Here is a 25,134-nt window from a genome sequence, read left to right on the forward strand (position 1 = left end):
CATAGTAATTAATACTATACATGTGTGTGTAAGTTTATATATGAGAGAGGATTATGAAATTTAATTATGGTGAGACGTTGCGTATTCGAAGTGATTTATATACGATCTTAGGCAAGATACGCTACATAGATACTCATGGACATATATGGTATGAGTATAAGTTAGTTAAACATAATAACAACCAAGCATTTTGGCTTTGTTGTGTTTTTTGTTCTCTTCAAAAGATAGCATTAAGAAAATCAGGGATAGACTATAACAAAACAAAGGGACTGCAACTGGAATGTGGTAAAACCGCATTCTGTTACAGCCCCTTTTGATTTGCTTAGGATTTAATTGTTACTAATTAGCTTCTGTGGGTTGAATTTTTTCGAGTTCTGCTTCTTTAGCATCTAATTCTTTTGCACCAAAGTGTGCTAGTACACAGAATGTAATGCAAAGAATACATGCTACCAATAAGAGATAGAAACCAGCATTCCAACCAAATTTATCTGCTAGTACACCAAATAATGTTGTACCGAGGTTTGCACCTACGATGTAGCTCATGAAGCCACGAAGGCCAACGGCAGAGCCTACAGCGAATGGAGGCACAATATCCATAGTTTGTACAGAGGCTAGGAATTGAGGAATGTAGATTAGACAACCTACTACTGCAGCAAAGAATGTAACCGATAAGAGGGATTCGCTTTGCCAGTAACCAAATATACAGAAGAAGATAATGCTTACTGCAATAATTGCTGGTGGCATGCGGTACCCTTTAAAGAATTTGTCAGAAATGTAACCAGCAAAAAGAGTAGAAGGTATAGCAGCCCATTCAAAGAATAAGAACGCTATAGCCATCTCTGCTTTGGAGAAGCCCTTTACTTGTAATAAATAAATTGGAAGCCAAGTAAGCATACCAAAGCGAATCATGTAAACAAATGTATCGACTAAAGATACATACCAAGCATTTTTGTTTTTCAATACATATTTTACAAAAATTTCTTTTGTGCTTAGGTCAGGTGCCTCAGCACTTCTATGTGCTTTGTGAGCTGTATCGGCAATGATTTCACTTGTTGGAGGTAAGCCTTCTCGTTCGGGACTTTCTTTAATTAAGAAGCAAATAATTACAGCTACGATAATAGCAATAATTGCAGGGACACCATAGCTACCTAATTGCCAATGATCAGTAGTCGTAAAGTACAATGCAGCAGCAACAATTGGTGCTACGATACCACCGCCAAGGTTGTGAGAGATGTTCCAAATTGCACCATATCGGCCGCGCTCTTGTTTTGGATACCATTTGGCTAGGGTGATGAAGGATGGACCAACACCAAAGCCTTGGAAGAAACCATTAAGAACTACTAATACTAAAAAGAAGGCAAGGCTGTCTGCAAAGCTCATAAAGATGTTGATAATTGCACAGCAAAGCAGACCAAAAGCCATAAATTTTGCAGGACTTGCTTTATCTGCAAGACTGCTCATAAAGCCTTTACTTAAACCATAGGCGATAAGCATACCACTAGATAACAAACCGATTTCTGTTTTGCTCATGTGGAGAATATCTGATAAGAAATGAGTTGATAAGGCAAAGTTGTTACGAACGATATAGTACGCTGCATAACCAATAAAAATACCAACTAGAGATTGGAATCTGTATTTATAGTATAGATTCATAATCATACTTTGTGGTACAGGTGGTTTTGCCTCTTTAGGTTGTAGAAATGAAAACATAGTTACTACCTTTCTTTATTGATAACTAAATCCTGTCGCATTGATAATACTAACATTCTTATAGAATTTATGTAAATGACTTATGATACAAAAGTAATTATTAATGTTATAAAAATAATTTGTAGAGTAGTTGTGTTACAGATAATTTATAGAGTGGTTTTGTTACAGCAAGATTTATATAGTCTAAATATAAATTTTAGTGATGGTTGTGTTACAGTGAAATTTATATAGTATAAATATAAAATTTAGTATAGTGAGTGTTTTGGATTTTATAAATACAGTAGTCTATAGTGTTGAAGTTGTATTGTAATCAATAGATTTGATTTATTATAATTATACTGTTATTAAATCATTATTATTCTACATTCTTTGTTAAGGAGATTGTATATGAAAGGTTTTACTAAACGCGCAATTCTTGCTGCTTGTGTTGGCGCAGCAATGCTTATTTCTGCAGGCTGTGGTTCCAACCAAAATGCATAACCTACACAATTGACGTATAACGGTTCCTCCACATTGGCACCAGTTATTTCTAAAATTGCTACAGATTTCACAGAGAAAAATAAAACTTGGAATCATGCAGATAGCTCCTTGCCAGATGAAGATATTACTATTTATGTATCTTCTGGTGGTTCTGGCACGGGCATTAAATCCGTTATCGACGGCACTGCTAACTTTGGTTTAGTAGCGCGTGAAGTGAAAGATAGCGAAAAAGCAAAAATCAAAGATTACAACGAAATTAAAGTAGGTATTGATGCGTTGACAATTGCAGTAAAATGGACGGCGTAGCAGACGCTTTCACAAAATACTTGAAGTCTGAAGAAGGCCGTAAAATTATTCATAAAATGGGCTTTGTTCCTGTAAACTAATCAGATAGAATAAAAGCAAGGCTGCGGCCTTGCTTTTTTCTTATGAAAGGAGAGTCTATGCATTTATCAGATCGTTTTACATCTGGCATAGTGCCAATTATGGCGGTATCTGTTCTCGCCTTATATATAGGGCTCGTACTCTATATGGCGATAGAGGCGTGGCCCGCTTTGATACATATGTCTTGGCTGGATATTGTAACCGGTACAGTCTGGAAGCCTATGGCACCAAGTCCTGTATTAGGGCTCTCGTATATTATTTCTGCTAGCCTCTATGTTTCGCTGTTATCTTTGATATGGGCGTTACCCTTGGGGATTGGTACCTCTGTAGGCTTGAGTCTAGGCGTATCGCCACGTATTCGCCAATTTTGTTTATCTACTATAGATATGATTGCCGGTATACCTTCTGTTATTGTTGGTTTTATCGGTCTTGCCGTAGTGGTTCCAGCCATTCAGTCGATGTTTTCTTTGTCTACCGGTGAGTCTGTTTTATCGGCGAGTCTTGTATTAGCCTTTATGATTTTGCCTTATATTGTAACTCACTGTACGGAATCTATCGAAACCTATCGTCAGCGCTATGAAGAAACGGCTTTGGGCCTTGGTATATCGCCGTGGTATACCATGAACGCCATTGTATTACCTAGTGCTAAAGGTTCTATCATTCTTAGTTCTGTTCTAGCCTTCTCCCGTGCTATGGGTGAGACCATGGCCGTTATGATGGTTGTCGGTAATGCGCCAATCTTGCCTACTTTGCTCGGTAAGGCTGAGCCTATTCCATCTCTTATTGCCCTTGAAATGGGTAGTGTGGAGTACAATAGCTTGCATTATAGTGGGTTATATGTAGCAGCTTTAGTATTGCTAATGATTTTGATACTGACTAATGTTCTAGTCTATATGTATTCTTGGAAAACTAGAAAGGACGGTCATCATGAAGTTATCTAATTTGGCATTGGCTGCTTGGGCTTATGGCAGTCTATACCTAGTTATGGCAATACTCATCGCTGCTTGTACCTATATTGTGTATCATGGTTGACCCTTAATAACCGTTGATTTCCTTTGGCTTTATCCAGCAGGCATGCCTCTCGGTGTAGAAGGGGGCATATTCCCTGCTATAATCGGCAGTATTTTATTGGGCTTATTAACGGCTTCTATGGCGGCTCTTAATATGGGGCTTTCACCAAGTTATATATGGGTGCATATGGTCATACCTAGTACCATGCGAGACGGGTTGAGTGCTATAGCCCTTGGGCGGCCTATGCGATGGGGGCTACCGCACCGATTATGTACACTGGCGCCGTATTATATACGCGGTCCATACCGAATATAACGGATCCATTTATGGCCTTACCTTATCATTTGTACATTTTGGTCAATGAAGGTTATTCAGTAGATTTAGCCTATGCTACAGCCTTCGTATTGATGGTTATATTGCTTTGCATTAATATCATTTGTCGCTGGATAGGAGGTCGGTCTTGATGAGCACCATATTAGATATTAAAAATATAGAGGTGTCCATTGATAAGCATACTATTTTGCAACAGATTACCTTGCCTATTATAGAACATACTATTACTGCTGTTATTGGGCCGTCTGGTTGTGGTAAAAGTACATTGTTAGCTACGCTTAACGGCAGCTTACAGGCGCCGAAAAAAGTCACTAATGGACAAATTATTTACAATGGTCTATCTGTAGACTCAATGGATCCCCGAATACTACGTCGTCAAATCGGTCTCATCGGACAACAACCGACCGTATTTCCTGGTACCATTGAAGATAATATGGTATTTGCTCTAAATTATTATAAAGAGCTATCTACTACAGATAGAAAGGCTAAAGCGATACAGTGTTTGGAGCAGGCTGGATTATATAGCGAAATCAATGGCGATATGAAGCGCATGGCAAATTCTTTATTTGGTGGTCAGCAACAGCGCTTGTGTATTGCGCGAAGCTTGACCGTAGATCCTCGGGTAATGCTCTTTGATGAACCATGCTCTGCTTTAGATATAAAAAATAGCTTACATATTGAGGCCTTGCTAACAGAGTTAAAAGCAAAACAAACGATTGTCATTGTTACTCACAATTTACAACAAGCTAGACGCATTGCAGACTACACTGTATTTATGAATGATGGCCGAGTTGTAGAGTGGGGCACTACAGAGCAAATATTCTTTGATCCACAACAAGAATCAACCCGTGATTATTTGGCTTTTGGCGGATAATCTTTAAAATTTTATATTTTGTAATAAATTTAAAGATAAAATTTCTATAAACTGTTGACATAATTCGTTTAAAAATGTATATTATAGGTGACATACTGGCGTGTCGTAAAGGGACTGTGAGAGAGTTTAGCCAGACTGACATATGATATAGTTCGAGAGTAACTATATACATAAGAAGGCGTACCGCTGAGAGACGAGAGAAGGGCGGTATGCCTTTTTTGTGTGTAAAATACGGTTTAATTGATTTCTATATAATCTAATAAGCAATGTAAATTGTTAATACTATAAATATAAAATTTTATTAAAATAATAGAAGCTGGAAGTTTAAAATATGGACTAAGACCTCCTTATGTAATACAATGTATTACATAAGGAGGTGCTTTTATATGGCAAATATTTCAGTCCGTTTAAATGAACAAGAAGAAGAGTTATTTAAAACCTATGCTGAGTTTATGGATGAAACACTTTCTACTCTTTTTAAGAAGGCTTTACTAGAAAAGATTGAAGACGAATTTGATCTTAAGGTAGGTCAAAAAGCATTAGCAGAATACGAGCAAGATCCAGTTACTTATTCTGTGGCGGAAATGCGTGCAAAATATGGCTTATAAACTTGAGTTCTCTAAACGGTTTGACAAGCAATTTTCTAAATTAGATAAATCAACGCAGCGCTATCTTTTTAATTGGCTCATAAAGCATGTAGATAATGTAGAAAATCCTAGGTACTCAGGCAAATCATTGACGGGTAATAAAATAGGGCTGTGGCGTTACCGCATTGGTAACTATAGAGTCATAGCTGATATTAATGACAATAGATGCGTTATTTTAGCCTTAGAAGTTGGTCATCGAAAAGATATTTACAAATAGAGGATATATTATGAAATACTTACGTCGTGAACTTAATCAAGTGGAAAAAGAATACTTAAAACAATTTGGGCAAGACTCGTTGAACCGTGTCGTTCTCCACGATCCAGATACAAAGGATAAACAAGAAGTACAAGATACTATTGATATCCTGAAAGAGGCTATGGCAAAAAATAAACCTCTCGAACAAGTTCCAGAGGATATGTGGAAACTTATAGAATTTTAGTTTTGGCTATTATGTTTGCTATATGATTTGTATAGTAAGTCTTAATAAACATAATTTATTATATGGAGAGTTTAATGAAAGTAACTGGGATTATACTAGTAGCGACAATTTTACTTGCTAATACAGGGATAATAGATGCGAAACAACTACCTGTATCGTCTGAATCACTACCCTTAAGTGAAAAAATCGTCCAATCTGAAAGGATTCCACATCGGGTGGTTATGCCTTATATGGAAAGCAAAATATCCATTTAAAACCTCCAAAAGCAATTGAGGATGGTAGCTATATTCAAGTTTCATTTGTAGCGAAACCATCAGAACTAAAACCTTATATTGAAGATGCAGAAAATCATGCTAAGGTTATATTAACAATGGGGGAGGCTAAACAAGCTTTCATTAAACCCTATGAGGACCTTCGTTCAAATTATACAAGAGCATTATCTACTATATTGCCAGAACAATGGATTTCTAATGATGAAAATAAAGCATTACAGAAAAAGTATTTGGGATATTACTCTTTTAAAGAAATAGAACGCCCATTCACAGAAGACTATAAATTCTACATTTTTAAATTTGACTACAGTTATGGTGGATATGTTGTGGCAGGTATGGCCGTTAATCCAGAGCAAACGAGATTGATATACTTCATTCATACAATACGATAAAATAAAAGGGACACTGTTATAGTAACAGTGTCCCTTTATGTTATAGATTATAAAGTTCTGGTTTACGATCTCTAAAGATATTAATTTTATTGCGAATGTCTTCCACAACGGTAAGGTCGATGTCTACAGAAGCAATGCCTTCGTTCGTATCCATCTCGAGTAGATTGGTGCCCCACGGATCATAAACGGCGGAGTGACCAGTGCTTTGAACGCGACCAATAGTACCGCATCCATTGACGGCGCAAAGAAATAATTGGTTTTCAATAGCTCGAACTTCATTTAATACTTGCCAGTGGCGTAGACGCATCGTAGGCCATTGGGCCGGTACGAACAGCAGTTCGGTACCTGGTAATGCTGCCATGCGAACGAGTTCAGGGAAACGAATGTCGTAACAGATGACCGTGCTACACGGGATTCCATCGAGTTCAAAATGGGTCGTATGAGTACCGCTAGCAAAGTATTTGTCTTCTTTAGCAGGGCTAAAGCCGTGCATTTTGGAATATTCGCCCACGAGGGTACCTTCACGGTTGTAAGCATAGGATGTATTGAATACCAAATCATCTTTCGCCACAGCAACAGAGCCGCCTACGATATTCACCTTGTGCTCTTTTGCAACGGAACTGAGCAATGATTTTGTTCTTTCCCCATTTCTGTCGGCAATCGTAATTAACTCATCTGATGGGTGAAAGCCTGTATTCCAAGTTTCAGGTAAAACAATAATATCAGGATTTTCTGTAAGTGATTGATTGAGTAACTCTTGAACTCGATTGTAGTTGTATTCTACGTCATTCACGCGAACGTCCATTTGTAAGAGGGTTAAGCGTTTTTTCATGGCAAATCCTTTATCGATTGAAAGCGTATATTGTTAGTGATTTGTATTATAATTAGAATATTAAAGCATTCCATCCTAGATTACAACATAAAGTATCGTTAAAGATATTTTAGAGGATATATCTTTTTAGGCTACAAATCATCTGTTTTAGGCTACAAATCATCTGTTTTAGCTATACATATATGGGGTGGAGTTTTTACTATTTTTCCTAGAAATGTTATAATATTCTTCCTAGAAATGTTATAATATTTTTTCTAGAAATATTATAACATTCCACCTAAAAATGTTATAATATTCTGTATATAATTATGTTCTGATAGAGGAGGACCTATGAAACGGATTCCATTAGTAATACTATTAGTTGTGGCTTTGGCAATGATTGTGGCTGGTTGTGGATTGCTCTCACAGAAAACAGAACAAACGAGTCAAGTAAAGCCCGTTAATCAATCGGCAGCTGTAAAAGACGTTAAGATGGTGCATCCAACAGGCATTCCTGTCCTTATGTATCATAAAATCGGCGACGATAAAGATAATGATGCGGTTATTCGAGAGGATTTGTTCCGAGAACAAATGAAATTCCTCAAGGATAATGGCTATAATCCATTGACGATGGACCAATTGTATGATTACGTTGTAAATGGTGCTGCAGTGCCTGAAAAACCAGTTGTTTTAACCTTTGATGACGGTTATGCAGATACATATACAATCGTATATCCGCTCATGAAAGAGTATGGATTCCCAGCCACTGTATTTATCAATCCTGGCGATATTGGAACGCGTTTAACTTGGGATCAAGTGCGTGAAATGCACAAAAATGGTATCACTATTTCTAACCATGGTTTCCAACATATAGAAATGGGCCAATTATCCAAAGAGAAACAAATTGAAAATATCACAAAGGCTCAAGAAGCATTGGCTAAAGAGGTGGGCATCAAGGATAATCCTTGGTTCTGCTATCCATATGGAGATAAAAATGAATTCACAGAATCAGCAGCTAAAAAGGCTGGTATAAAAATGGCGATGGCTATGAAATCTGGCTGGGCCCATACTGGTGATAATCCATATAACATTTTGCGTGTTTGGGTAGGTAATGCGGTAGATATCAAGCATTTCGAAGAACGCATTAGCACCGAGCATTACACTAATTTATAAGGAGAAATACATTGTTCAAAAAGAATTGGGTAAAGTTCATCATCATGGTGTTTTTATTTACCATTGTGACTTCACCATTCGTGGTGCTCTTTGGACCATTTAATAATGTAAAACGTGCCGTTATCGGTGCTGTCTTACAATCTCGTCATCCTCATTACATTACGTGGCTGTTCAATGAAGAAGAACTGCAATCTATTTTGGGAACTGTTGGGGTTGTTAAAAGCCAAGATTTATTCAAGTTTAATGCACGTGAAGACAAGTCTTTGAATCTTGAAAGAATTCAGTCTGCTCGTTATGTAGGCTATATCTTAGAAATTCCAGATCCTCGTCGTATTCAAGTAGGTACAGCGGCTAACATTCAAGAAAAGGGCGATACTACAAGTAATATTGCTAAAATGAATAATGCGGTAGCAGCTATTAACGGCGGTGGTTTCCATGATCCTAATGGTACTGGTACAGGTCGTTTGCCTTATGGTTTTATTTTGCAAGATGGTGAGTTCACTATTGGCCAGGATGTAGGCCCTGATGAAGCTGTAGACTTTGTAGGTTTCTCTAAATCTGGTAACCTTATTGCTGGCAACTACAATAAAACTCAACTTGCGGATATGAAAGCCATGGAAGGTATTACCTTTGGTCCGCCTCTTATCGTCGATGGTAAGAAGATGATTACTGAAGGTGATGGTGGCTGGGGCGTAGGCCCACGTACTGCTATCGGGCAAAAGAAAGATGGTACAGTATTATTCCTCGTAATCGATGGTCGCCAACCGGGGTACTCCATTGGTGCTACCTTGCGTGATGTACAAGATATTCTCTATGAAAAGGGCTGCTATATTGCAGCAAATTTAGATGGTGGTTCAAGTTCTACCTTATACCTCAATGGTAAAGTGGTGAACAAACCAGCCGATTTGTTAGGGGAACGCATGATCCCAACGGCGTTTATCGTGAAATAGGAGGATAAATGAAACCTTTTACGCGTGTACTGAGCGCCTTTGCGGTAGGTATTCTTCTGCAAGGTGGTATATATTTATACCTTGATCAATATATGTTTGCACCGACTACGGAATTTAACGTAGCAGGTGCGTCAAAAGATGATACTAAAAATTTCCCTGATGTAAAGGAAGGTACTAAATATGTATCTTACGACCGTCAATTTATGGCGGTAGTTACAGAAAACTCTTTGAAAATCTACAAGGCTAATGAAAGTAAGCCTACAACGATAGATTTGAAAGGGCGTTCTATCAGTTACTTTGACTGGATGCCAGATCGCAACTATGCCATCATGGGTCTATACGACTCTCGCGGTGTTGTTATGGCTCGACTCAATGCAGATGATCCAGAGCATGAAGTGGATACCAAGCTTGAAGACTTACCAAAAGGTAGTAAAATCGTAGATGTTGCATACTCTGAAGCGACAAATGTAGTATACATGAAGGTCAAAGTTCAGGAAAATACATATCGAATCTATCGTACAGATGCTAACTACGATACGCGTCGGGTATATATGCAAGCTACTGATATTGGTCATATCGGTGTATTCTACGATGAAGATATATTCTTCTATGATAATGTTAAAACTGGCGATATCTTTATGTTTAATGGTATCGAAGGGGGCTGGCGTGTTATTAATCCACCAGGGCGTTTCCGCTTAATTGGTGTTGATACAGATAAGACAATCTATATTGCTCGTGTTGATGAGGACAATAATGCATTGACTGTTTACACAGGCAAATTAGGTGTAGGTTTCAAACCAGTTTACAAATACAATCATCCTACTACTTTCAATGAATTAAAATTGTCTGAAGTAAAAGACATCATCAAGAATGGTAGTGACGAAACTACGAAGGTAACAGAAGATGATACATCTACTAAATCCTCCAGTAGTGACAGTAAAAAGAAATCTTAAGAAAAAAGCCTTTATAATGCTTCATTATAAAGGCTTTATTCCTATATTGTATGTACCATAAGGATATCTATGAATATATTATTTGTACGCCTTAGCTACATTGGAGATATACTGCATGCTACACCTGCGGCACGTTGGATCAAAGAAGAGTATCCAGATGCTAAGCTACACTGGATTGTAACACCAAGTATGGTAGAGCTGCTAGAAGGTAATCCCTATGTAGATGAAATTATTCCCTGGGAACGGGATGAATACGAGGCACATTCTAAAAAACTGCATATCCCGACAATGTGGCGCATGTGGTGGGAACTTAAAGCTAAATTAGAGCCCTACAAGTTTGATGTGGCTGTTGATGTGCAAGGTCGACTTATAACCGGTCTTGTTTTATTGGCTTCTGGTGCGCCTATTCGCTTAGGACTTGGTGGTACAAAAGAGCTAAATTGGTTATTTACAAACTATAAAGCAAAGCCGAGTACAGACCATGTTATTAAGCGTTATGTTGAGGTGGCACAACTTTTAAAAGAGGCTATTACAAAACATGCTGATTTAGATACGCCTCTTAAAGTTGTTGATTCTAGTCTGGAACCTAAACCATTAAATAGCGTTAGTGCTAAGAAAATGTATCATATGGATTTCTATGTACCATCAACGTTACATGCTTGGGCAGAAGAACAGTGGAAAACGATTGATAATCATATGTCTTTAAATCGTGGTGAAGTAGAAAAACCTCTACGTGTGGGATTGGTCTTAGGTACGTCTTGGGCGACGAAAGAGTGGCCTCAAGAAAAATGGTATTCCCTTATTAAATCGCTACAATATAGAGCTAATTTAGTTTGCTTAGGCGGCCCTAAAGAGGCGACACAATACAAACCTTTAATGGACTCTTTGGCCACTGAAGGCATTGATCAGATTATGCTGAATATGCTAGGGAAGACGACACTTCAAGATGTAGGCGCCTTAATTGAAAGCTGTGACGTAGTAGTTACGGCTGACACGGGATCCTTGCACATAGCATTGGCTCTAAATAAGCCTGTAGTAGCTCTCTTTGGACCTACAGATCCTAAATTGTGGGGGCCACTAACGGGGACCTTTAAGGTGCTTGTAAATGATGAATTAGATTGTTTAGGTTGTCGTAAACGACGTTGTCCTAAGCCTAATCAATATTGTATGTCTGGTATTGAACCAGTACGTGTTAAAAAGGCAATTTTTGAATTGATAGGAGATAGAAATGGCAAAGTTTAAAATTCAAAAAGGCTTATCCGATGCGGATATGTTGAAAAACTTTAAAGATACAGAAAATTTTGAAGATACTATGCTTGATATGGAACGGTCAGCTAAAAAGCCTATAGTTCATCAAAGTCCTAAGCAAAAGGAAGATGCTTTCTATCGTGAGTTCTTAACTGAAAAAGTGGAGACTATGATTGGTAAAATGCTTCTCGACATCAAGATGGAATACTTCAAAGAAGGTGAAGGCGCCTTCTCTATTCAAGTAAAACGAGATGGTAAGAATATCGTTCTTGAAACGGCACCTAAAAAGGTTAAACCTGAAAAATAATTTGTATAATAGGGATTATTAACAATTAAGAATAAACCTGAACCTGTCCATAAATGGGCATGTTCTTTTGTATATTTATGTAGTTGTCGTAGGAGGCTGTATTATCAATAAAATTGATAAGCTTATAAGTGTACCTACGTTTATCGAATTACTACATTTATAAATGCCGATATGCTTTGAAGCCTTTTTAATAATAACTAAAAATTATTACGGTATAATTTTTAGTTTCTCATTAAAAAGAGCAATTACAGAGAAATTGATTTGATTAAACATACACGCTAAAAGCTAGCTCTTTTGTAGTTTTGTGTGATTTCTATCACGAAAAAATCATCTTTAGGCACATGAATTTATGAGTAAATAGCATAATATAGTTGTTGACAAAGAATTCTATAAGTAGTCTAATATAAGTATGTCTTAACGATATATAGCAAAGTTGCTTGTGTGAGCAAGTGCTAAAAAAATCGTAAAAAAATAGGTATGAGATAGTTTTGTTGTGGATGTATAAAATTACATGCCCGGGCTATTTCGATTTGGAGGATTAACATGGCTAAAAAATTAAGAATCTGCGAAACCGTTCTTCGTGACGGTCATCAATCTATTTTGGCAACACGCATGCGTTATGAACAAATGGAACCAGTGCTTGGCCTTTTAGATGAAATTGGTTATGAAGCTCTTGAATGTTGGGGCGGCGCTACTTATGACAGCTGTCTTCGTTTCTTGAATGAAGATCCATGGGAACGCCTTCGTAAATTAAAAGCTAATGTAAAAAATACACCACTACAAATGTTACTTCGTGGCCAAAACTTGTTGGGCTACAAACATTATTCTGATGATGTAGTAGAAGCATTCTGTAAAGCTGCTGTAAAAAATGGTATTGACCGTATCCGTATTTTCGATGCATTGAACGACCCTCGTAATATGGAAGCTGCTATTAAATACTCCAAAAAAGCAGGCGCACACGTTCAATCCGCTATGGTATACACAATTTCCCCAGTTCATACAACTGAAAGCTTCTTGAAAGTAGCAGAAACTTTAGTAGAAATGGGTACTGATTCCCTTTGTATTAAAGATATGTCCGGTTTGTTAGGACCTGCTGATGCATATGATTTGGTTTCCACATTCAAAAAACGTTTTGGCGAATTGCCAATCGACTTGCACAGCCATTTCACTTGCGGTCTTGCAAGCACTACATACTGGGAAGCTGCTAAAGCTGGCGTAGATATCATCGATACTGCTATCTCTCCATTCGCTCATGCAACTAGCCAACCAGCTACTGAAACTATGATCGAAATGTTTAAAGGTACTGAATGGGATCTTGGCCTTGATCTTGATAAATACATTCCATTAGTTGACCACTTCCGTAAAGTAAAACAACAAATCGCTGAAGAATTCAACTTGAAACCAGCTAGCGATGTAATCCCAGCTGTTCGTCGTTACCAAATTCCTGGCGGTATGTTGTCCAATACTCAAAACCAATTGAACGAAATGGGTATGGGTGATCGCTTCTTCGACGTAATGGATGAAATGCCACGCGTACGTGAAGACTTGGGTTACCCTCCATTGGTAACTCCAACATCTCAAATCGTTGGTACAATGGCTATGATGAACGTTATGATGGGCGACCGTTATAAAATGGTTCCTAACGAAGTTAAAGACCTTGTACGTGGTAAATACGGTGCGTTGCCTGGTAAAATTTCTGACGAAATTCGTCATACTATTATCGGCGATGAAGAACCTATCACTTGCCGTCCAGCAGATCTTATCGAACCTGAATTGGCAGGCTACACTGAAGACTTGAACTCTAAAGGTTACAAAAACATCACTGAAGAAGATGTATTAACATACGCTATGTTCCCAGAAGTTGCTATTAACTTCTTCGAAGCTAACCGTCGTTAATCCAAAGTATAAAAGAGGATTCTTAGGAGTCCTCTTTTTTTTGCACCTAAAATTGTAAAGTGAAGGGTTTCAATAGTTGTTTTATATTTTATAATTTAGATTTTTTATAAAAAATATAGATGATCTTCTATTAGTTGTACTTACTTCTCAAGTTATATGTATAAGATAAGCAAACAATTAACAATTGAAAAAGATACCCGGATGCGTGTAAAAATATGTGTATAATAAAAAGTATTAGATACTAAAAGGGGTGAAGAACCCTTGTATAATCTGTTAATTATAAACTGACGATGAAAGAAATGTGAAAATTATATTGTGTTTTTTGCTATTTTACTTGCTTTAACTATTAAAAATAGCGTAAACTATAAGAAGTATCTACTATTTATGATATTGAGGTAACCCTGTGAATTTACAAATACGAATTTGGATATCCAATATTGTGCTCTTTGTTGTACCTATTTTAATAGCAATAATCTTATTTTTGCTATATTTTACAGGTTTGCGCATCTTGGCTAATGCCGGTTACTATTTGCGTATTGAGCAGGAACAACAGTTTAAAAGTGTCAGTCGAATCGCTGAAACAATTACCTTTTATGGGTTAGAAAACAACTTAATAGATAGTTTGGTAAAACCTAGCTACAGCCTATTTGATCCTAAGGAAGTATACGTAGAGGTGCTAGATCAAGGAAAGTTGGTGTATACCTATGGTAATCCTCAAATCTACGGTGCATCTGCTATCGTTGGCCTTATCGATGTAAACCCTGAGTTACAGGGCATTGTGTATCAGTCTAATAATACTTTCGTTTATGAAATGCGAAAATATGATGGGCGTCATGCCTACGTATATCATATTGCTGTTAAGCGTGCTACCCATGGTAGTGATAGCTTGATGGAATCTGTGTCTTTCTATATTATTATAGTTTCTATATTGCTCTTTATTGTTACATTCTTTGCAATCACCCGATTTGTTACACGCTTTATTATGATTCATGTTAAGAACATGACAAAATCATTGGAGATGGCAAATCGTCAGATTGAAATGGAGCAAGAACAGCAAAAAGAATTGCTCGCTGGTATCTCCCATGATATTCGAACGCCACTGACAGCTATTAAAGCTTATGCAGAAGGTGTTCGTGATGGCATTGCACCAACAGAGGAGCAACAAAAGCGATACATGGGTATTATTTTGAAACGCGCTAATGATTTAGATTCGATGTTAGAGGAATTATTCCTTATTACTACATTGAATTACAAAAAAGAATCTCGTCCATCTGAGCAAATTGAACTAGGTCAGTATGTGAGAGACTTTGTAGAAGATCATCTAGCACCGTATCAATCGAGAGGTCTTGAAATTAAGGCTCGGATAGCTACGGAAACTGCGTTCATCAATGCAAACCCACAATTGTTACAGCGTGTGTTACAAAATGTATTAAACAATAGTGCTAAGTATAAAATGGCTGATTTAGGGCATTGTATTATTGATGTAACTAGTGATGATGATTTTGTATACTGTGTCATCAGCGATGATGGTCCAGGGGTACCACCAGAATCTCTAGAGCGATTGATGCGCCCGTTCTACCGTGTTGATTCATCCCGTACGAACCCACAAGAAGGTAGTGGCCTGGGATTATCGATTATTCGTCGAATTATGGAAATCTTTGAAGGCCGAGTTGTGATTGAAAATGTAAGACCCCATGGTCTACGTATTATATTAGAATTTCCTAAGCAAGGAGAAGAATCATGAGTGAACATATCTTAATTATTGAAGACGATTTGGATATTGCCAATATTGAACGTGATTATTTAATGGTGGCAGGTTACGATGTAACTATTATGACAAATGGTACAGATGGTATCGAAGCAGCCTTAAATACTCCTGTAGACCTTATCATTCTTGATGTTATGTTACCAGAAATGGATGGCTTTGAAGTTTGCCGTCAAATTCGTGACAAAGTTCGCGTGCCAATCGTTATGGTAACGGCTCGTCTTGATGATATCGATAAAATCCGTGGCCTCGGTGTAGGTGCTGATGACTATATCGAAAAACCATTCTCTCCATCTGTATTGATTGCAAAAATTAAAGCTATGTTGGCACAATATAAACGCTTAACTGAGCGCGATGCAATGGAAACTAATGCGATTCAATCCGGTGAAATTCGCCTTGATCCTAAGATGATGAAAGTATGGGTGAATGAAAAAGAGGTTCATCTTAAAAAGAAAGAATTCCAATTGTTAGAATTCTTGATGCGTAACCGTGATATCGTATTTAGCAAAGAAGAATTGTATTCTCGTGTATGGGGCCTTGACTCCTATGGTGACTATGCTACGGTAGCGGTACACATCAATCGTTTACGTGAAGAAATTGAGGATAATCCATCCGATAGTAAGCATATTATTACAGTTTGGGGGGTAGGTTATAAATTTGTTTAATAACCTACATGAGTATTCACATTATACTCACGTTATTCGTGGCTGTTGATTAAATATGAGTTTGTTGTGAAATTATTATATAGATATAATCAAAGATTTAAGAATTGTTTATATACTTCCTTTGATAGTTTAGATATTCCATGTATACTTATCTAGGTAAGGCTGACTTATGATACTAGATAAGTCATAACTAAACTTCTCTCTCTTAATAAGTTCTCTCTCAAGCTTATCTAGATCACATATACTCTCTCTCTCTCAACAGTCCTTACACTCTCAAACTATATGCATAAAGGGCATTTGCTAGCGACGGCTAGTGAATGCCCTTTATGTTTTTCTATAGCTGTGTAGTTATTTTTTAGTCATTATATTTTTTATTGTTTTAATATATTATTATCTTGCATTGTGAAAGCAAGAGTACTATAATGAATTCATCATAATTGGTTTTATAAAATTGATTGTGTATTGGATTTTGTTAAGACCTCTATGTAGTATTAAAAATGTCAAATAATGTCAGATAATTTCTAATAATATAATAGAACTACCTAGAGCATTAGTAATCATTGATGAGATAATTAAGATAATATTAGAATAACAAGGAGATGAACATGAATTTTCCAAAATATAAGAAAACAGTTATTGCCTGTGTCCTTGCCTTAGGTATTGGTGTGGGTGGTGGATACTATTTCTTCGGTAGTCCTAGTCATACACAACAAACAACAGTAAAAGAACAAACAAAACAATCTAAACCTATTACTGATACACGTAATACCTATGTCGTGCAAGCTGTTAAAGAAGCTGGTCCTGCAGTCGTGGGGATTACAACAAAAGTATTCCAAAAGGATATTTTTAATCGTACTATTTATGCTGGTGAAGGTGTCGGATCTGGTGTACTTATAGATGGTGAAGGTCATATTGTAACAAATAATCACGTTGTGGCAGGTGCTCAAAATGGTGAGGTTACTGTATCGCTATCTGATGGTAGTACTGTAACAGGTACAGTTATTGGTACAGATTCACAGACCGACTTAGCTGTTGTTAGGATTAAACCTCCAAAAGATATTAAACCTATTAAAATTGGTGATTCCGATTCTTTACAGGTAGGTGAACCTGCTATCGCTATTGGCAATCCTTTAGGGCTTGAGTTTAAAGGCTCTGTTACATCTGGTGTCATCAGTGCATTAGCACGTACTATTGATGAGCAAGGCCAACGATTCCGATTGATTCAAACCGATGCAGCCATCAATCCAGGTAATTCTGGTGGTGCTCTCATCAATGCGGATGGTGAATTGATAGGCATTAATAGCTCTAAAATCTCTAAAGAAGGCATTGAAGGTATGGGTTTTGCTATTCCTATTAATTCGGCTATGTCTATCGTTGATTCTATCATTAAAAATGGTAAGGTCATTCGCCCCTATATCGGTGTGTGGGCTGTAGATCGTCAAACGGCAGCTCGAAATAATGTAAACTATGAAGGGGATGGACTTCTTATCGTTCAACTTGACTCAAATGGTCCTGCTGCACAAGCTGGACTTGTAGAAGGGGATATCATTACTCAAGTTGATGGTAAAGACATTACCACATTACTTGAATTAAAAGAACAAATCGACGCTAAAAGCCCTGGAGATACAATTTTAGTAACTTATACTCATAACGGTAATATGAAGAGCGCAGAGCTTAAATTAGGCCAAGCATCTTCAAAATAAATAGAAAGTCCTCATCTTTGGATGAGGACTTTTTTGTCATATAACATCCAAAGTTTTTCAAGAATATATATAAGAAGAAATTTCCCGTGAAAGTTGAATGATTTTTTATCTCTATAAAACTAGATTTTATCTGTGTTTATATAATATTGAATTTAAAAATTTAGATTTTGTAAAAATATTTTTTTTGAAAGGTACCTTGTATTACTAGGTACCTTATGTTATTATGTATTTGTCAGTACAAGATAGTGACCGTAAGAGAGCTTTCACATTGGCAGGTAGGCGCAGCCTAAAGGGAGGAACTATGCAAGTTCAATTAAAAAAAGGTGTTATGGACATGCTTGTACTAGCATTATTAACACAAAGCGATCGCTATGGATATGAAATTGTTAGTACTATTTCAGAGTATATTGAAATTTCAGAAGGAACTATATATCCATTATTTAACAGATTAAAAAAAGAAAAGTATGTTGAAACATATTTAAAAGAGTCCTCTTCGGGACCATCCCGAAAATACTATCATATTACAGATGATGGGCGTGCAGCGTACAATAAGATGCGCCAAGAATGGGATGAATTTTCTGGCATTATCAATATCCTATTGAAAGGAGTCGACTATAATGAACAAAAATAGTTTTTTAGAAGCGCTGCGTAATATTTTCAAAAAAGCACGCGTAGCTGATGTAGAGAGTATTATTGAGGTTTATGAAGAGCACTTTTCTGTAGGATATGAAAAAGGCCTTTCAGATAGTGAAATTATTAAATCATTAGGGACTCCAGAGGAAATCTACGCTTCTTATGTTGATGCAGGTATTATTACAGATACATTGTCTCAAGATGGCGGTGAAAGTAAATCTGTTAATATGGATGCTATCAACGCTAGATTTGAAGATTACAAAGAGCGCTTGTTACCACAGTTGCCAGGAATGGCTAAAAAAGCATCTAAAACATTACTATCGATTGGTAGTGCTTTATCATATATTGTAGGGGTTTTAATATTTATTATTACGCCAGCAATCCTATATTTATTAGGTAGTTCTTGGCAACCATTTGAGAATGTAACGGCATTCCCAGCATTATCTATAGTAACATTAGTAGCACTTGGTGGGGTAGGTCTTTTCGGAGGTCTAGTATGTATCTTTGTTGGCATTGAACTTCGCGGTGTACGTGAGCGTTACTTTCAAAATATAGATTAAGGAGGACCTATGAGACGAATTATAATTGCTGCCATTCTAACCGTAATCTGTGCGGTTGGGGCTGGGACATCTTTTGCAGTTAATGATCTGCCTAATTTTGGCGAATGGATGAAAACAAACGAACAACAGTTTAGAAAACCACATAAACATGATGGTCCTAATAAACATATGGATAAACATATGATGGATGGTAAAGGGCAACAAGCACCACAAGATGGTCAAGGTTCAAACACTGGTCAAAATATGCCACCAAATGGACATGTACCTCCACAAAATCAAAATGGTCAAATGGCGCCACAAGGTCAAAATGGACAAGTAGTACCACAAAATCAGATGCCACCACAAGGCCAACCACCACAAGGCCAACCACCACAAGGCCAACCACCTCAAGGTGGTCAGCCTAATGGTAATGCTCCACAACAAGCACCTAATAGTGAGACACAAGCTCAATAAAATACAGGAAGCTAATAACATATATTGAGCCATATATTTTAAGGGTATTAAAAGAGATATAGCGTTAGATATATCTGAGGATATCGTTGGTTTCATCGTATTTAAATATTAGATAGAGGTAAAAATATGAAAAAAATTTTAATTGCTACAGTATTAACAGCAGCATGTGGGATTGGCGGGGTAACATTTGCTTCTGCTAATGATGTACAAAATAATAATGAACCTATCAAAATGAACTTATTGGTAGAACGAAATCGTGATGTAAACAATTTCCAAGATAAAAAAGGTGATATGCCATCAGAATGTCAAAATAATCAAATGCATGGTCAACATCGAATGGGGCATATGCCAATGAATCATCAAGATGATAATATGCCTCCACATGTTGATGGTGACCAAATGAGACCAGAAGGTCAACCACATCAAATGAGACCAGAAGGTCAAAATCACCAAATGAGACCACAAGGTCAACAACATCAAATGAGACCACAAGATCAACAACATCAAATAAGACCAAATGGCCAAAATCATCAAATGAGACCACAAGGCCATAATCATCAAATGCCACCACAAGGCCAACCACCTCAAGGTGGTCAGCCTAATGTCAATGCTCCACAACCACCAATGGAGCAAGGCGCATCACAAACTACACAACACCAATAATACTCTTATTGGATTCTCTCTCTGAACACTAAATAGAGACGTGGTCATGAAAGTGCATTCATGGCCACCGTAGAGCCACACACTCTATGTGATACACTCGTATCAGAATCTCTCTCTTACACACAATAACTACACACAAACAAAAAGAGCTCCTCAGTGAAGGAGCTCTTTTTGTGTATATTTTATTTAATATGTTTAGAACCGCGTTCTGTCATACCCACGCCATCTTTACAAAGAGGGCATTCTTCAGGTTTGTATGTTGGAACTTCAAGGTTTAGCAATGCTTGTACTTTGTCGTGCGGCACGCCGAACTCTGCTTTACCACCGGAGCGGTTAACGAGCAAGCCTACGCCTACGATTTCACCACCGGATTGGTTAACTACGTTAACTACTTCTTGTACGGAACCACCAGTTGTTACGATGTCTTCCACGATAAGTACGCGAGTACCTGGTTCGATTTTGAAACCACGACGCAATGTCATAACGCCTTTTTCGCGTTCTGTAAAGATTGCACGTGTGCCAAGAGCTTTACCAACTTCATGAGCTAATAGGATGCCACCAGTCATAGGGCCAATAACAAGCTCTACGTTTTGATCGCGGAAGCGTTCAGCTAATTCTTTACAAAGTGTTTCAGTATATTTTGGGTGTTGCAACACGTTGAATTTTTCAACGTACATTGGGCTGTGGAGTCCAGATGTTAAAAGGAAGTGACCTTCTAAAATAGCTTGAGTGTCGATGAGTAATTGTTTTACTTCTTGTTCTTTCATCATATGGATACGTTCTCCATTTCTTCAATAATTAAACGAACCGCTTCACGAGGATTTTCAGCTTGTGTAATAGGGCGTCCGATAACGAGGCGAGATGCACCATCTTGTAATGCGCTAGCAGGTGTAGCAACGCGTTTTTGGTCGTCTGTTGTTGCAAAGGAAGGACGAATACCAGGCGTTACGATAAGGAAATCATCACCACATGCTTCTCGAATCATTTTGGCTTCTAAGGCAGAGCATACAACACCGTCCATACCGCAATCTTTAGCAAGCTTAGCAAGGCGAATTACTTGGTCAGAAATAGGTAGTTGACCACCGATAGCAGTCCAAGATTCATCGTCGAAACTAGTTAGAGCAGTGATAGCCAATAATTTTGGTCGTTCAACGCCTAGTGTTTCTCCGCTTTCACGAGCTGCCTCTACAGCGGCTTTCATCATGACAGGGCCACCTTGACCATGCAAAGTGATCAAACTAGCGCCGAGACGTGTTAAGGAAGAAACGCCATGGGCTACGGTGTTTGGAATATCGTGCAATTTTAAATCAAGAAATACTTGTTTGTTTTGCTCTTGTAAAAAGCGAATTGTTTTTGCTCCTTCGGCGTAGAATAGCTCCATTCCGACCTTGTAAAAGCTAACCGCATCACCGAGGGATAATACGATTTCTTTCACAGCATCCATCGTGGATACGTCAAGGGCAACGATTAATCTGTCATCTGCCATGTTGCAACCTCCATACTACATATATATCTAAATAATTTTCACATACCAAGGGCCTATCTGTCAATTAAAATTGGTATGAAAGAGGTGATTATTGGTCACCCTTGAACAGTAGATTATAGTCTATTTCATGCTATAATAAGTAGAGAAAATGAATATAATTCTTATATATAGATTTTGAAAGGAGTCCTATGTTAGATTTTGTTGCATTAGACTTTGAAACAGCAAATAAATTTAAAAATAGTGCGTGCTCCTTAGCGGTTATTACCGTAAAGGACGGACAAATTACCAAAAAGGCATATAGCCTCATCAAACCTCCTTTTATGAGTTTTGATGATGAATGTATTGAGATTCATGGCATTCAACCTAAGGATGTTTTACATGAAAAGACCTTTGATCAATTGTGGAATGCTATTTATGAAAACCATTTGAAAGGGAATATCATGGTGGCTCACAATGCGAAATTCGATATGAACGTATTGCGCGCTACTTTAGATTATTATAAAATCCCTTGGCCGGAACTCGATTATGCATGTACAGTGAAACTTTCACGTGCAGTATGGCCAGATTTAGTCAATCATAAGTTGAATACTATGGCAGCCTATATAGGAGTTGAATTTAAACATCACTATGCGCTAGATGATGCGGAGACATGTGCAAAGGTTGTGTTGGAGGCTGCTAAGGTAAAAGGTGTTACTAGTTTGCCCGATTTGTTAAAGGTTACAGGTGTACCATTAGAGCCATTTATTGATGAAAAAAATCGCTCTGCCCAAGAGGCTTTACATAAAGAGCCGGAACCAGAGCAAATGTCGTTCTTTTAGTTAGGAGAGGTACTATGTTAGGTAAAGAATTATTAGCTTATGTAGATCATACATTACTGCGGCCAACCGCTACGTGGGATGATATTAAAGAGGTTTGCGATGCTGGTGTAAAGTATAAAACGGCATCCGTTTGTATTCCACCTGATTTTGTGGCATCTGCTCATGAAGCGTATCCGACACTTAACATATGTACTGTTATCGGGTTCCCTTTGGGGTATGAAACGACAGAGGTGAAGGTAGCTGAAACGAAACAAGCCATTGAAGAAGGGGCCTCTGAAATCGACATGGTTATTAACCTAGGCGATGTAAAGCAAGGTGATTTTGAAGCCGTTACAAACGAAATTGCAGCCCTTAAAGAGGCTTGTGGCGATAAGATCTTAAAGGTTATTATCGAAACTTGTTATCTTACCGATTCTGAAAAAGTAGCCCTTTGCAAATGTATCACCGATGGTGGGGCAGACTACATTAAAACTTCTACTGGCTTTGGTAGCGGTGGCGCTAGCCTTGAGGATATTAGACTCTTTAAAAAGCATATTGGCCCTAATGTACAAATTAAGGCTGCTGGTGGCATTCGTTCTATTACAGATATGAAAGCCTATATTGCAGAAGGCTGTAACCGTATTGGCGCTAGTGCAGCCGTAGAGCTATTAAAAAATCACTTAGACGAAGAAGTATAAAAGAAAACCACCTAGGCAATGCTTAGGTGGTTTCTTAGAATGGCGGTGTAACTATGCGCATGTATGATATTATTCTTAAAAAGAGAGCCAATTTGCCCTTAACAGATGAGGAAATCCGTTTTGTCATCGATGGTTATGTACAAGGTGATATCCCTGATTATCAAGTGAGTGCTCTGTTGATGACCATTGTGTTTAATGGGATGAGTGCTCGAGAGCTTGGAACGTTGACCTTAGCTATGGCTCAATCTGGTCATATGGTAGATTTATCTAGTGTTGATGGCATTACCGTAGATAAACATAGTACGGGTGGTGTAGGAGACAAGACTACGCTTATTATTGCGCCCCTTGTGGCTGCTTGCGGTGGTAAGGTTGCCAAAATGTCTGGCCGTGGTTTAGGTCATACGGGCGGTACTATCGACAAGATGGAGTCCATTCCTAACTTAAAAGTATCTTTAGAACAAGATGATTTTATCAATCAAGTTAATAGAATTGGTCTTGCTGTTGTTGGACAGTCCGAAGGATTGGCACCAGCTGACAAACAGCTTTACGCTTTGCGGGATGTGACGGGTACCGTAGATAGTATTCCACTCATTGCATCCTCTGTTATGAGCAAAAAATTGGCTTCTGGTGCACAAGCGATTCTCCTGGATGTGAAGGTTGGTAGCGGCGCTTTTATGAAAACCTTAGACGATGCACGTGCTCTTGCGAAGGCTATGGTAGAGATCGGTAATGAAAATGGTCGCTCCGTAAAGGCTGTTTTGACCGATATGGATCGACCTCTAGGTCATGCCATCGGTAATGCCTTGGAAATTCGAGAGGTTATCAATACGTTGAAAGGTCATGGACCACAGGACTTAACACATGAATGTGTTATCATGGCTGCACATATGCTTGTACTGAGCCATATCTGTGATTATGAAACAGCCCTTAGTCGAGTACAAGAAGCTCTCGATTCGGGCGCTGGTCTTGAACGGTTGCGACAAATGATTGACGCTCAAGGTGGGGACAGCCGAGTTATCGATGATGAAAGCTTATTGGCCGTTGGTCAATATACATATGATGTAACAGCTCCTCAAGATGGGTATATTACACATATGAATACTGAGCAATGCGGTATTGCATCTGTTATGCTTGGTGCAGGGCGTATCGTCAAGGATGGACCTATCGATTATAGTGCAGGTATCGTGATGCATAAGAAAACTGGTGATTCTGTAATATCCGGCGAAAGTATTGCTACTTTGTATGCTTCTGATGAAAGCTTGCTCTCTAATGCAGGTACAACATATTTAGAGGCTATTACATTTGGTACAACTGCACCAACAGTAGTAGATACGATACTCGATGTCGTGGAATAAGGAGCCGATTATGACAGAACAACATATTCAAAAGCTTATCGATTGTGCTGCTGTCGCCAGAGAGAAGTCCTATAGCCCCTATTCCCATTTCGGTGTAGGTGCAGCACTTCTTTGTGAAGATGACACTATCTATGAAGGTTGCAATATAGAAAATGCCTCCTATGGGCTTACTAACTGTGCTGAGCGTACTGCTATCTTTAAGGCTGTATCGGAAGGTCATAAAAAGTTTAAAGCCCTTGCGGTAGTAGCCGATACGGAAGGGCCCTGTTCGCCTTGTGGGGCTTGTCGTCAGGTAATATCTGAATTTGAAATACCTCATATCATTATGGCAAATCTAAAAGGGGAGTATACAGTAGTTGAACTAGATGAACTATTACCTTTTAGATTTGGTGCACATAGCATGTAAAAACATTTTTAGACAATAAAAGGGGCTGTAACAGAATGCGGTTTTACCGCATTCTAGTTACAGTCCCTT

The 25,134-nt window shown here is 38.0% G+C and carries 29 protein-coding genes; 25 read left to right on the forward strand and 4 right to left on the reverse strand.

Features of this window, described 5'->3' with window-relative positions:
* Positions 1 to 339: 339 nt before the first annotated feature.
* Positions 340 to 1,710: a phosphoglycerate transporter PgtP gene (locus RWZ05_RS05860; protein WP_314642895.1), complete on the reverse strand. Its 1,371-nt coding sequence runs from the start codon at positions 1,708 to 1,710 to the stop codon at positions 340 to 342.
* 489 nt (positions 1,711 to 2,199) lie between these two features.
* Here RWZ05_RS05860 and RWZ05_RS05865 point away from each other — a divergent pair, with 489 nt between their 5' ends.
* From RWZ05_RS05865 to RWZ05_RS05900, 8 genes are all read left to right on the forward strand, one after another.
* A complete protein-coding gene (locus tag RWZ05_RS05865; protein WP_314642897.1) occupies positions 2,200 to 2,496 on the forward strand; it encodes a substrate-binding domain-containing protein in 297 nt (98 codons plus the stop codon).
* Between the two features lie 137 nt (positions 2,497 to 2,633).
* Positions 2,634 to 3,515 carry a phosphate ABC transporter permease subunit PstC gene (gene pstC / locus RWZ05_RS05870; protein WP_314642898.1) on the forward strand — a complete coding sequence of 294 codons (882 nt, stop codon included), beginning with the start codon at positions 2,634 to 2,636 and terminating at the stop codon, positions 3,513 to 3,515.
* Positions 3,516 to 3,833: 318 nt separating this feature from the next.
* Entirely contained in the window at positions 3,834 to 4,049 is a 216-nt protein-coding gene (locus tag RWZ05_RS05875) for a hypothetical protein (protein WP_314642899.1), read from the forward strand.
* Complete coding sequence (locus RWZ05_RS05880; RefSeq protein WP_314642900.1) at positions 4,049 to 4,792, forward strand: ATP-binding cassette domain-containing protein; 744 nt, start codon at positions 4,049 to 4,051, stop codon at positions 4,790 to 4,792. The genes RWZ05_RS05875 and RWZ05_RS05880 overlap by 1 nt, the downstream gene beginning before the upstream one ends.
* Before the next feature lie 386 nt (positions 4,793 to 5,178).
* Positions 5,179 to 5,400 (forward strand): type II toxin-antitoxin system RelB family antitoxin, encoded by a 222-nt coding sequence (relB, locus tag RWZ05_RS05885; RefSeq protein WP_009352129.1) that lies wholly within the window; start codon positions 5,179 to 5,181, stop codon positions 5,398 to 5,400.
* Positions 5,390 to 5,656 carry a type II toxin-antitoxin system RelE/ParE family toxin gene (locus RWZ05_RS05890; protein WP_314642902.1) on the forward strand — a complete coding sequence of 89 codons (267 nt, stop codon included), beginning with the start codon at positions 5,390 to 5,392 and terminating at the stop codon, positions 5,654 to 5,656. Before relB ends, RWZ05_RS05890 begins: the two co-directional genes overlap by 11 nt.
* A 10-nt stretch (positions 5,657 to 5,666) precedes the next feature.
* Complete coding sequence (locus RWZ05_RS05895; RefSeq protein ID WP_009352194.1) at positions 5,667 to 5,879, forward strand: hypothetical protein; 213 nt, start codon at positions 5,667 to 5,669, stop codon at positions 5,877 to 5,879.
* A 370-nt stretch (positions 5,880 to 6,249) separates the two neighbouring features.
* On the forward strand, positions 6,250 to 6,543 hold the full coding sequence (locus RWZ05_RS05900; RefSeq protein ID WP_314642903.1) for a hypothetical protein: 294 nt from the start codon (positions 6,250 to 6,252) through the stop codon (positions 6,541 to 6,543).
* Between the two features lie 40 nt (positions 6,544 to 6,583).
* On the opposite strand, the gene RWZ05_RS05905 is transcribed toward RWZ05_RS05900, so the two are convergent.
* Complete coding sequence (locus RWZ05_RS05905; protein ID WP_314642904.1) at positions 6,584 to 7,375, reverse strand: carbon-nitrogen family hydrolase; 792 nt, start codon at positions 7,373 to 7,375, stop codon at positions 6,584 to 6,586.
* 330 nt (positions 7,376 to 7,705) lie between these two features.
* Here RWZ05_RS05905 and RWZ05_RS05910 point away from each other — a divergent pair, with 330 nt between their 5' ends.
* The 13 genes from RWZ05_RS05910 (at position 7,706) to RWZ05_RS05970 (ending at position 20,323) form a co-directional block, all read left to right on the forward strand.
* Positions 7,706 to 8,527, forward strand: coding sequence for a polysaccharide deacetylase family protein (locus tag RWZ05_RS05910; RefSeq protein WP_314642905.1), 822 nt, complete (start codon positions 7,706 to 7,708; stop codon positions 8,525 to 8,527).
* 11 nt (positions 8,528 to 8,538) lie between these two features.
* Positions 8,539 to 9,477: a phosphodiester glycosidase family protein gene (locus tag RWZ05_RS05915; RefSeq protein ID WP_314642906.1), complete on the forward strand. Its 939-nt coding sequence runs from the start codon at positions 8,539 to 8,541 to the stop codon at positions 9,475 to 9,477.
* 8 nt (positions 9,478 to 9,485) lie between these two features.
* Positions 9,486 to 10,430, forward strand: coding sequence for a hypothetical protein (locus tag RWZ05_RS05920; RefSeq protein ID WP_314642907.1), 945 nt, complete (start codon positions 9,486 to 9,488; stop codon positions 10,428 to 10,430).
* Positions 10,431 to 10,499: 69 nt separating this feature from the next.
* Positions 10,500 to 11,672, forward strand: coding sequence for a glycosyltransferase family 9 protein (locus tag RWZ05_RS05925; RefSeq protein WP_314642908.1), 1,173 nt, complete (start codon positions 10,500 to 10,502; stop codon positions 11,670 to 11,672).
* Entirely contained in the window at positions 11,659 to 11,985 is a 327-nt protein-coding gene (locus RWZ05_RS05930; RefSeq protein WP_314642910.1) for a hypothetical protein, read from the forward strand. The genes RWZ05_RS05925 and RWZ05_RS05930 overlap by 14 nt, the downstream gene beginning before the upstream one ends.
* Positions 11,986 to 12,528: 543 nt before the next feature.
* Complete coding sequence (locus tag RWZ05_RS05935; protein ID WP_314642911.1) at positions 12,529 to 13,881, forward strand: pyruvate carboxylase subunit B; 1,353 nt, start codon at positions 12,529 to 12,531, stop codon at positions 13,879 to 13,881.
* A 403-nt stretch (positions 13,882 to 14,284) separates the two neighbouring features.
* Complete coding sequence (locus RWZ05_RS05940) at positions 14,285 to 15,625, forward strand: HAMP domain-containing sensor histidine kinase (RefSeq protein WP_314642912.1); 1,341 nt, start codon at positions 14,285 to 14,287, stop codon at positions 15,623 to 15,625.
* Entirely contained in the window at positions 15,622 to 16,311 is a 690-nt protein-coding gene (locus tag RWZ05_RS05945; RefSeq protein WP_004693664.1) for a response regulator transcription factor, read from the forward strand. Before RWZ05_RS05940 ends, RWZ05_RS05945 begins: the two co-directional genes overlap by 4 nt.
* A gap of 605 nt (positions 16,312 to 16,916) precedes the next feature.
* Positions 16,917 to 18,014, forward strand: coding sequence for a trypsin-like peptidase domain-containing protein (locus RWZ05_RS05950; RefSeq protein WP_314642914.1), 1,098 nt, complete (start codon positions 16,917 to 16,919; stop codon positions 18,012 to 18,014).
* Between the two features lie 301 nt (positions 18,015 to 18,315).
* Positions 18,316 to 18,645: a PadR family transcriptional regulator gene (locus RWZ05_RS05955; RefSeq protein ID WP_314642916.1), complete on the forward strand. Its 330-nt coding sequence runs from the start codon at positions 18,316 to 18,318 to the stop codon at positions 18,643 to 18,645.
* On the forward strand, positions 18,632 to 19,207 hold the full coding sequence (locus tag RWZ05_RS05960) for an HAAS signaling domain-containing protein (RefSeq protein WP_314642918.1): 576 nt from the start codon (positions 18,632 to 18,634) through the stop codon (positions 19,205 to 19,207). The genes RWZ05_RS05955 and RWZ05_RS05960 overlap by 14 nt, the downstream gene beginning before the upstream one ends.
* A gap of 9 nt (positions 19,208 to 19,216) precedes the next feature.
* Positions 19,217 to 19,660, forward strand: a complete 444-nt coding sequence (locus RWZ05_RS05965; protein WP_314642920.1) for a transcriptional regulator — start codon at positions 19,217 to 19,219, stop codon at positions 19,658 to 19,660.
* Positions 19,661 to 19,786: 126 nt separating this feature from the next.
* Positions 19,787 to 20,323, forward strand: coding sequence for a hypothetical protein (locus tag RWZ05_RS05970; RefSeq protein ID WP_314642921.1), 537 nt, complete (start codon positions 19,787 to 19,789; stop codon positions 20,321 to 20,323).
* 182 nt (positions 20,324 to 20,505) lie between these two features.
* Here RWZ05_RS05970 and pyrE read toward each other — a convergent pair whose 3' ends face one another.
* Together pyrE and pyrF are read right to left on the reverse strand one after the other, a co-directional pair.
* Positions 20,506 to 21,093, reverse strand: a complete 588-nt coding sequence (pyrE, locus tag RWZ05_RS05975) for an orotate phosphoribosyltransferase (protein WP_314642922.1) — start codon at positions 21,091 to 21,093, stop codon at positions 20,506 to 20,508.
* The gene (gene pyrF / locus RWZ05_RS05980; protein WP_314642923.1) at positions 21,090 to 21,809 is read right to left on the reverse strand and encodes an orotidine-5'-phosphate decarboxylase; all 720 of its coding nucleotides are present in this window, start codon (positions 21,807 to 21,809) and stop codon (positions 21,090 to 21,092) included. Before pyrF ends, pyrE begins: the two co-directional genes overlap by 4 nt.
* Positions 21,810 to 21,997: 188 nt before the next feature.
* Between pyrF and RWZ05_RS05985 the strand changes: the two genes are divergently transcribed.
* Genes RWZ05_RS05985 through RWZ05_RS06000 form a run of 4 tightly spaced genes read left to right on the forward strand, consistent with a single transcriptional unit; the run spans position 21,998 to position 25,065 of the window.
* Positions 21,998 to 22,627, forward strand: a complete 630-nt coding sequence (locus RWZ05_RS05985; RefSeq protein ID WP_314642924.1) for a 3'-5' exonuclease — start codon at positions 21,998 to 22,000, stop codon at positions 22,625 to 22,627.
* Between the two features lie 14 nt (positions 22,628 to 22,641).
* Positions 22,642 to 23,304, forward strand: a complete 663-nt coding sequence (gene deoC, locus RWZ05_RS05990) for a deoxyribose-phosphate aldolase (protein ID WP_314642926.1) — start codon at positions 22,642 to 22,644, stop codon at positions 23,302 to 23,304.
* Positions 23,305 to 23,357: 53 nt separating this feature from the next.
* Positions 23,358 to 24,659: a pyrimidine-nucleoside phosphorylase gene (locus RWZ05_RS05995; protein ID WP_314642927.1), complete on the forward strand. Its 1,302-nt coding sequence runs from the start codon at positions 23,358 to 23,360 to the stop codon at positions 24,657 to 24,659.
* Between the two features lie 10 nt (positions 24,660 to 24,669).
* Positions 24,670 to 25,065: a cytidine deaminase gene (locus tag RWZ05_RS06000; protein WP_314642929.1), complete on the forward strand. Its 396-nt coding sequence runs from the start codon at positions 24,670 to 24,672 to the stop codon at positions 25,063 to 25,065.
* Positions 25,066 to 25,134: the final 69 nt, after the last annotated feature.

This window comes from uncultured Veillonella sp., from assembly GCF_963543145.1.
Taxonomy (GTDB): domain Bacteria; phylum Bacillota; class Negativicutes; order Veillonellales; family Veillonellaceae; genus Veillonella.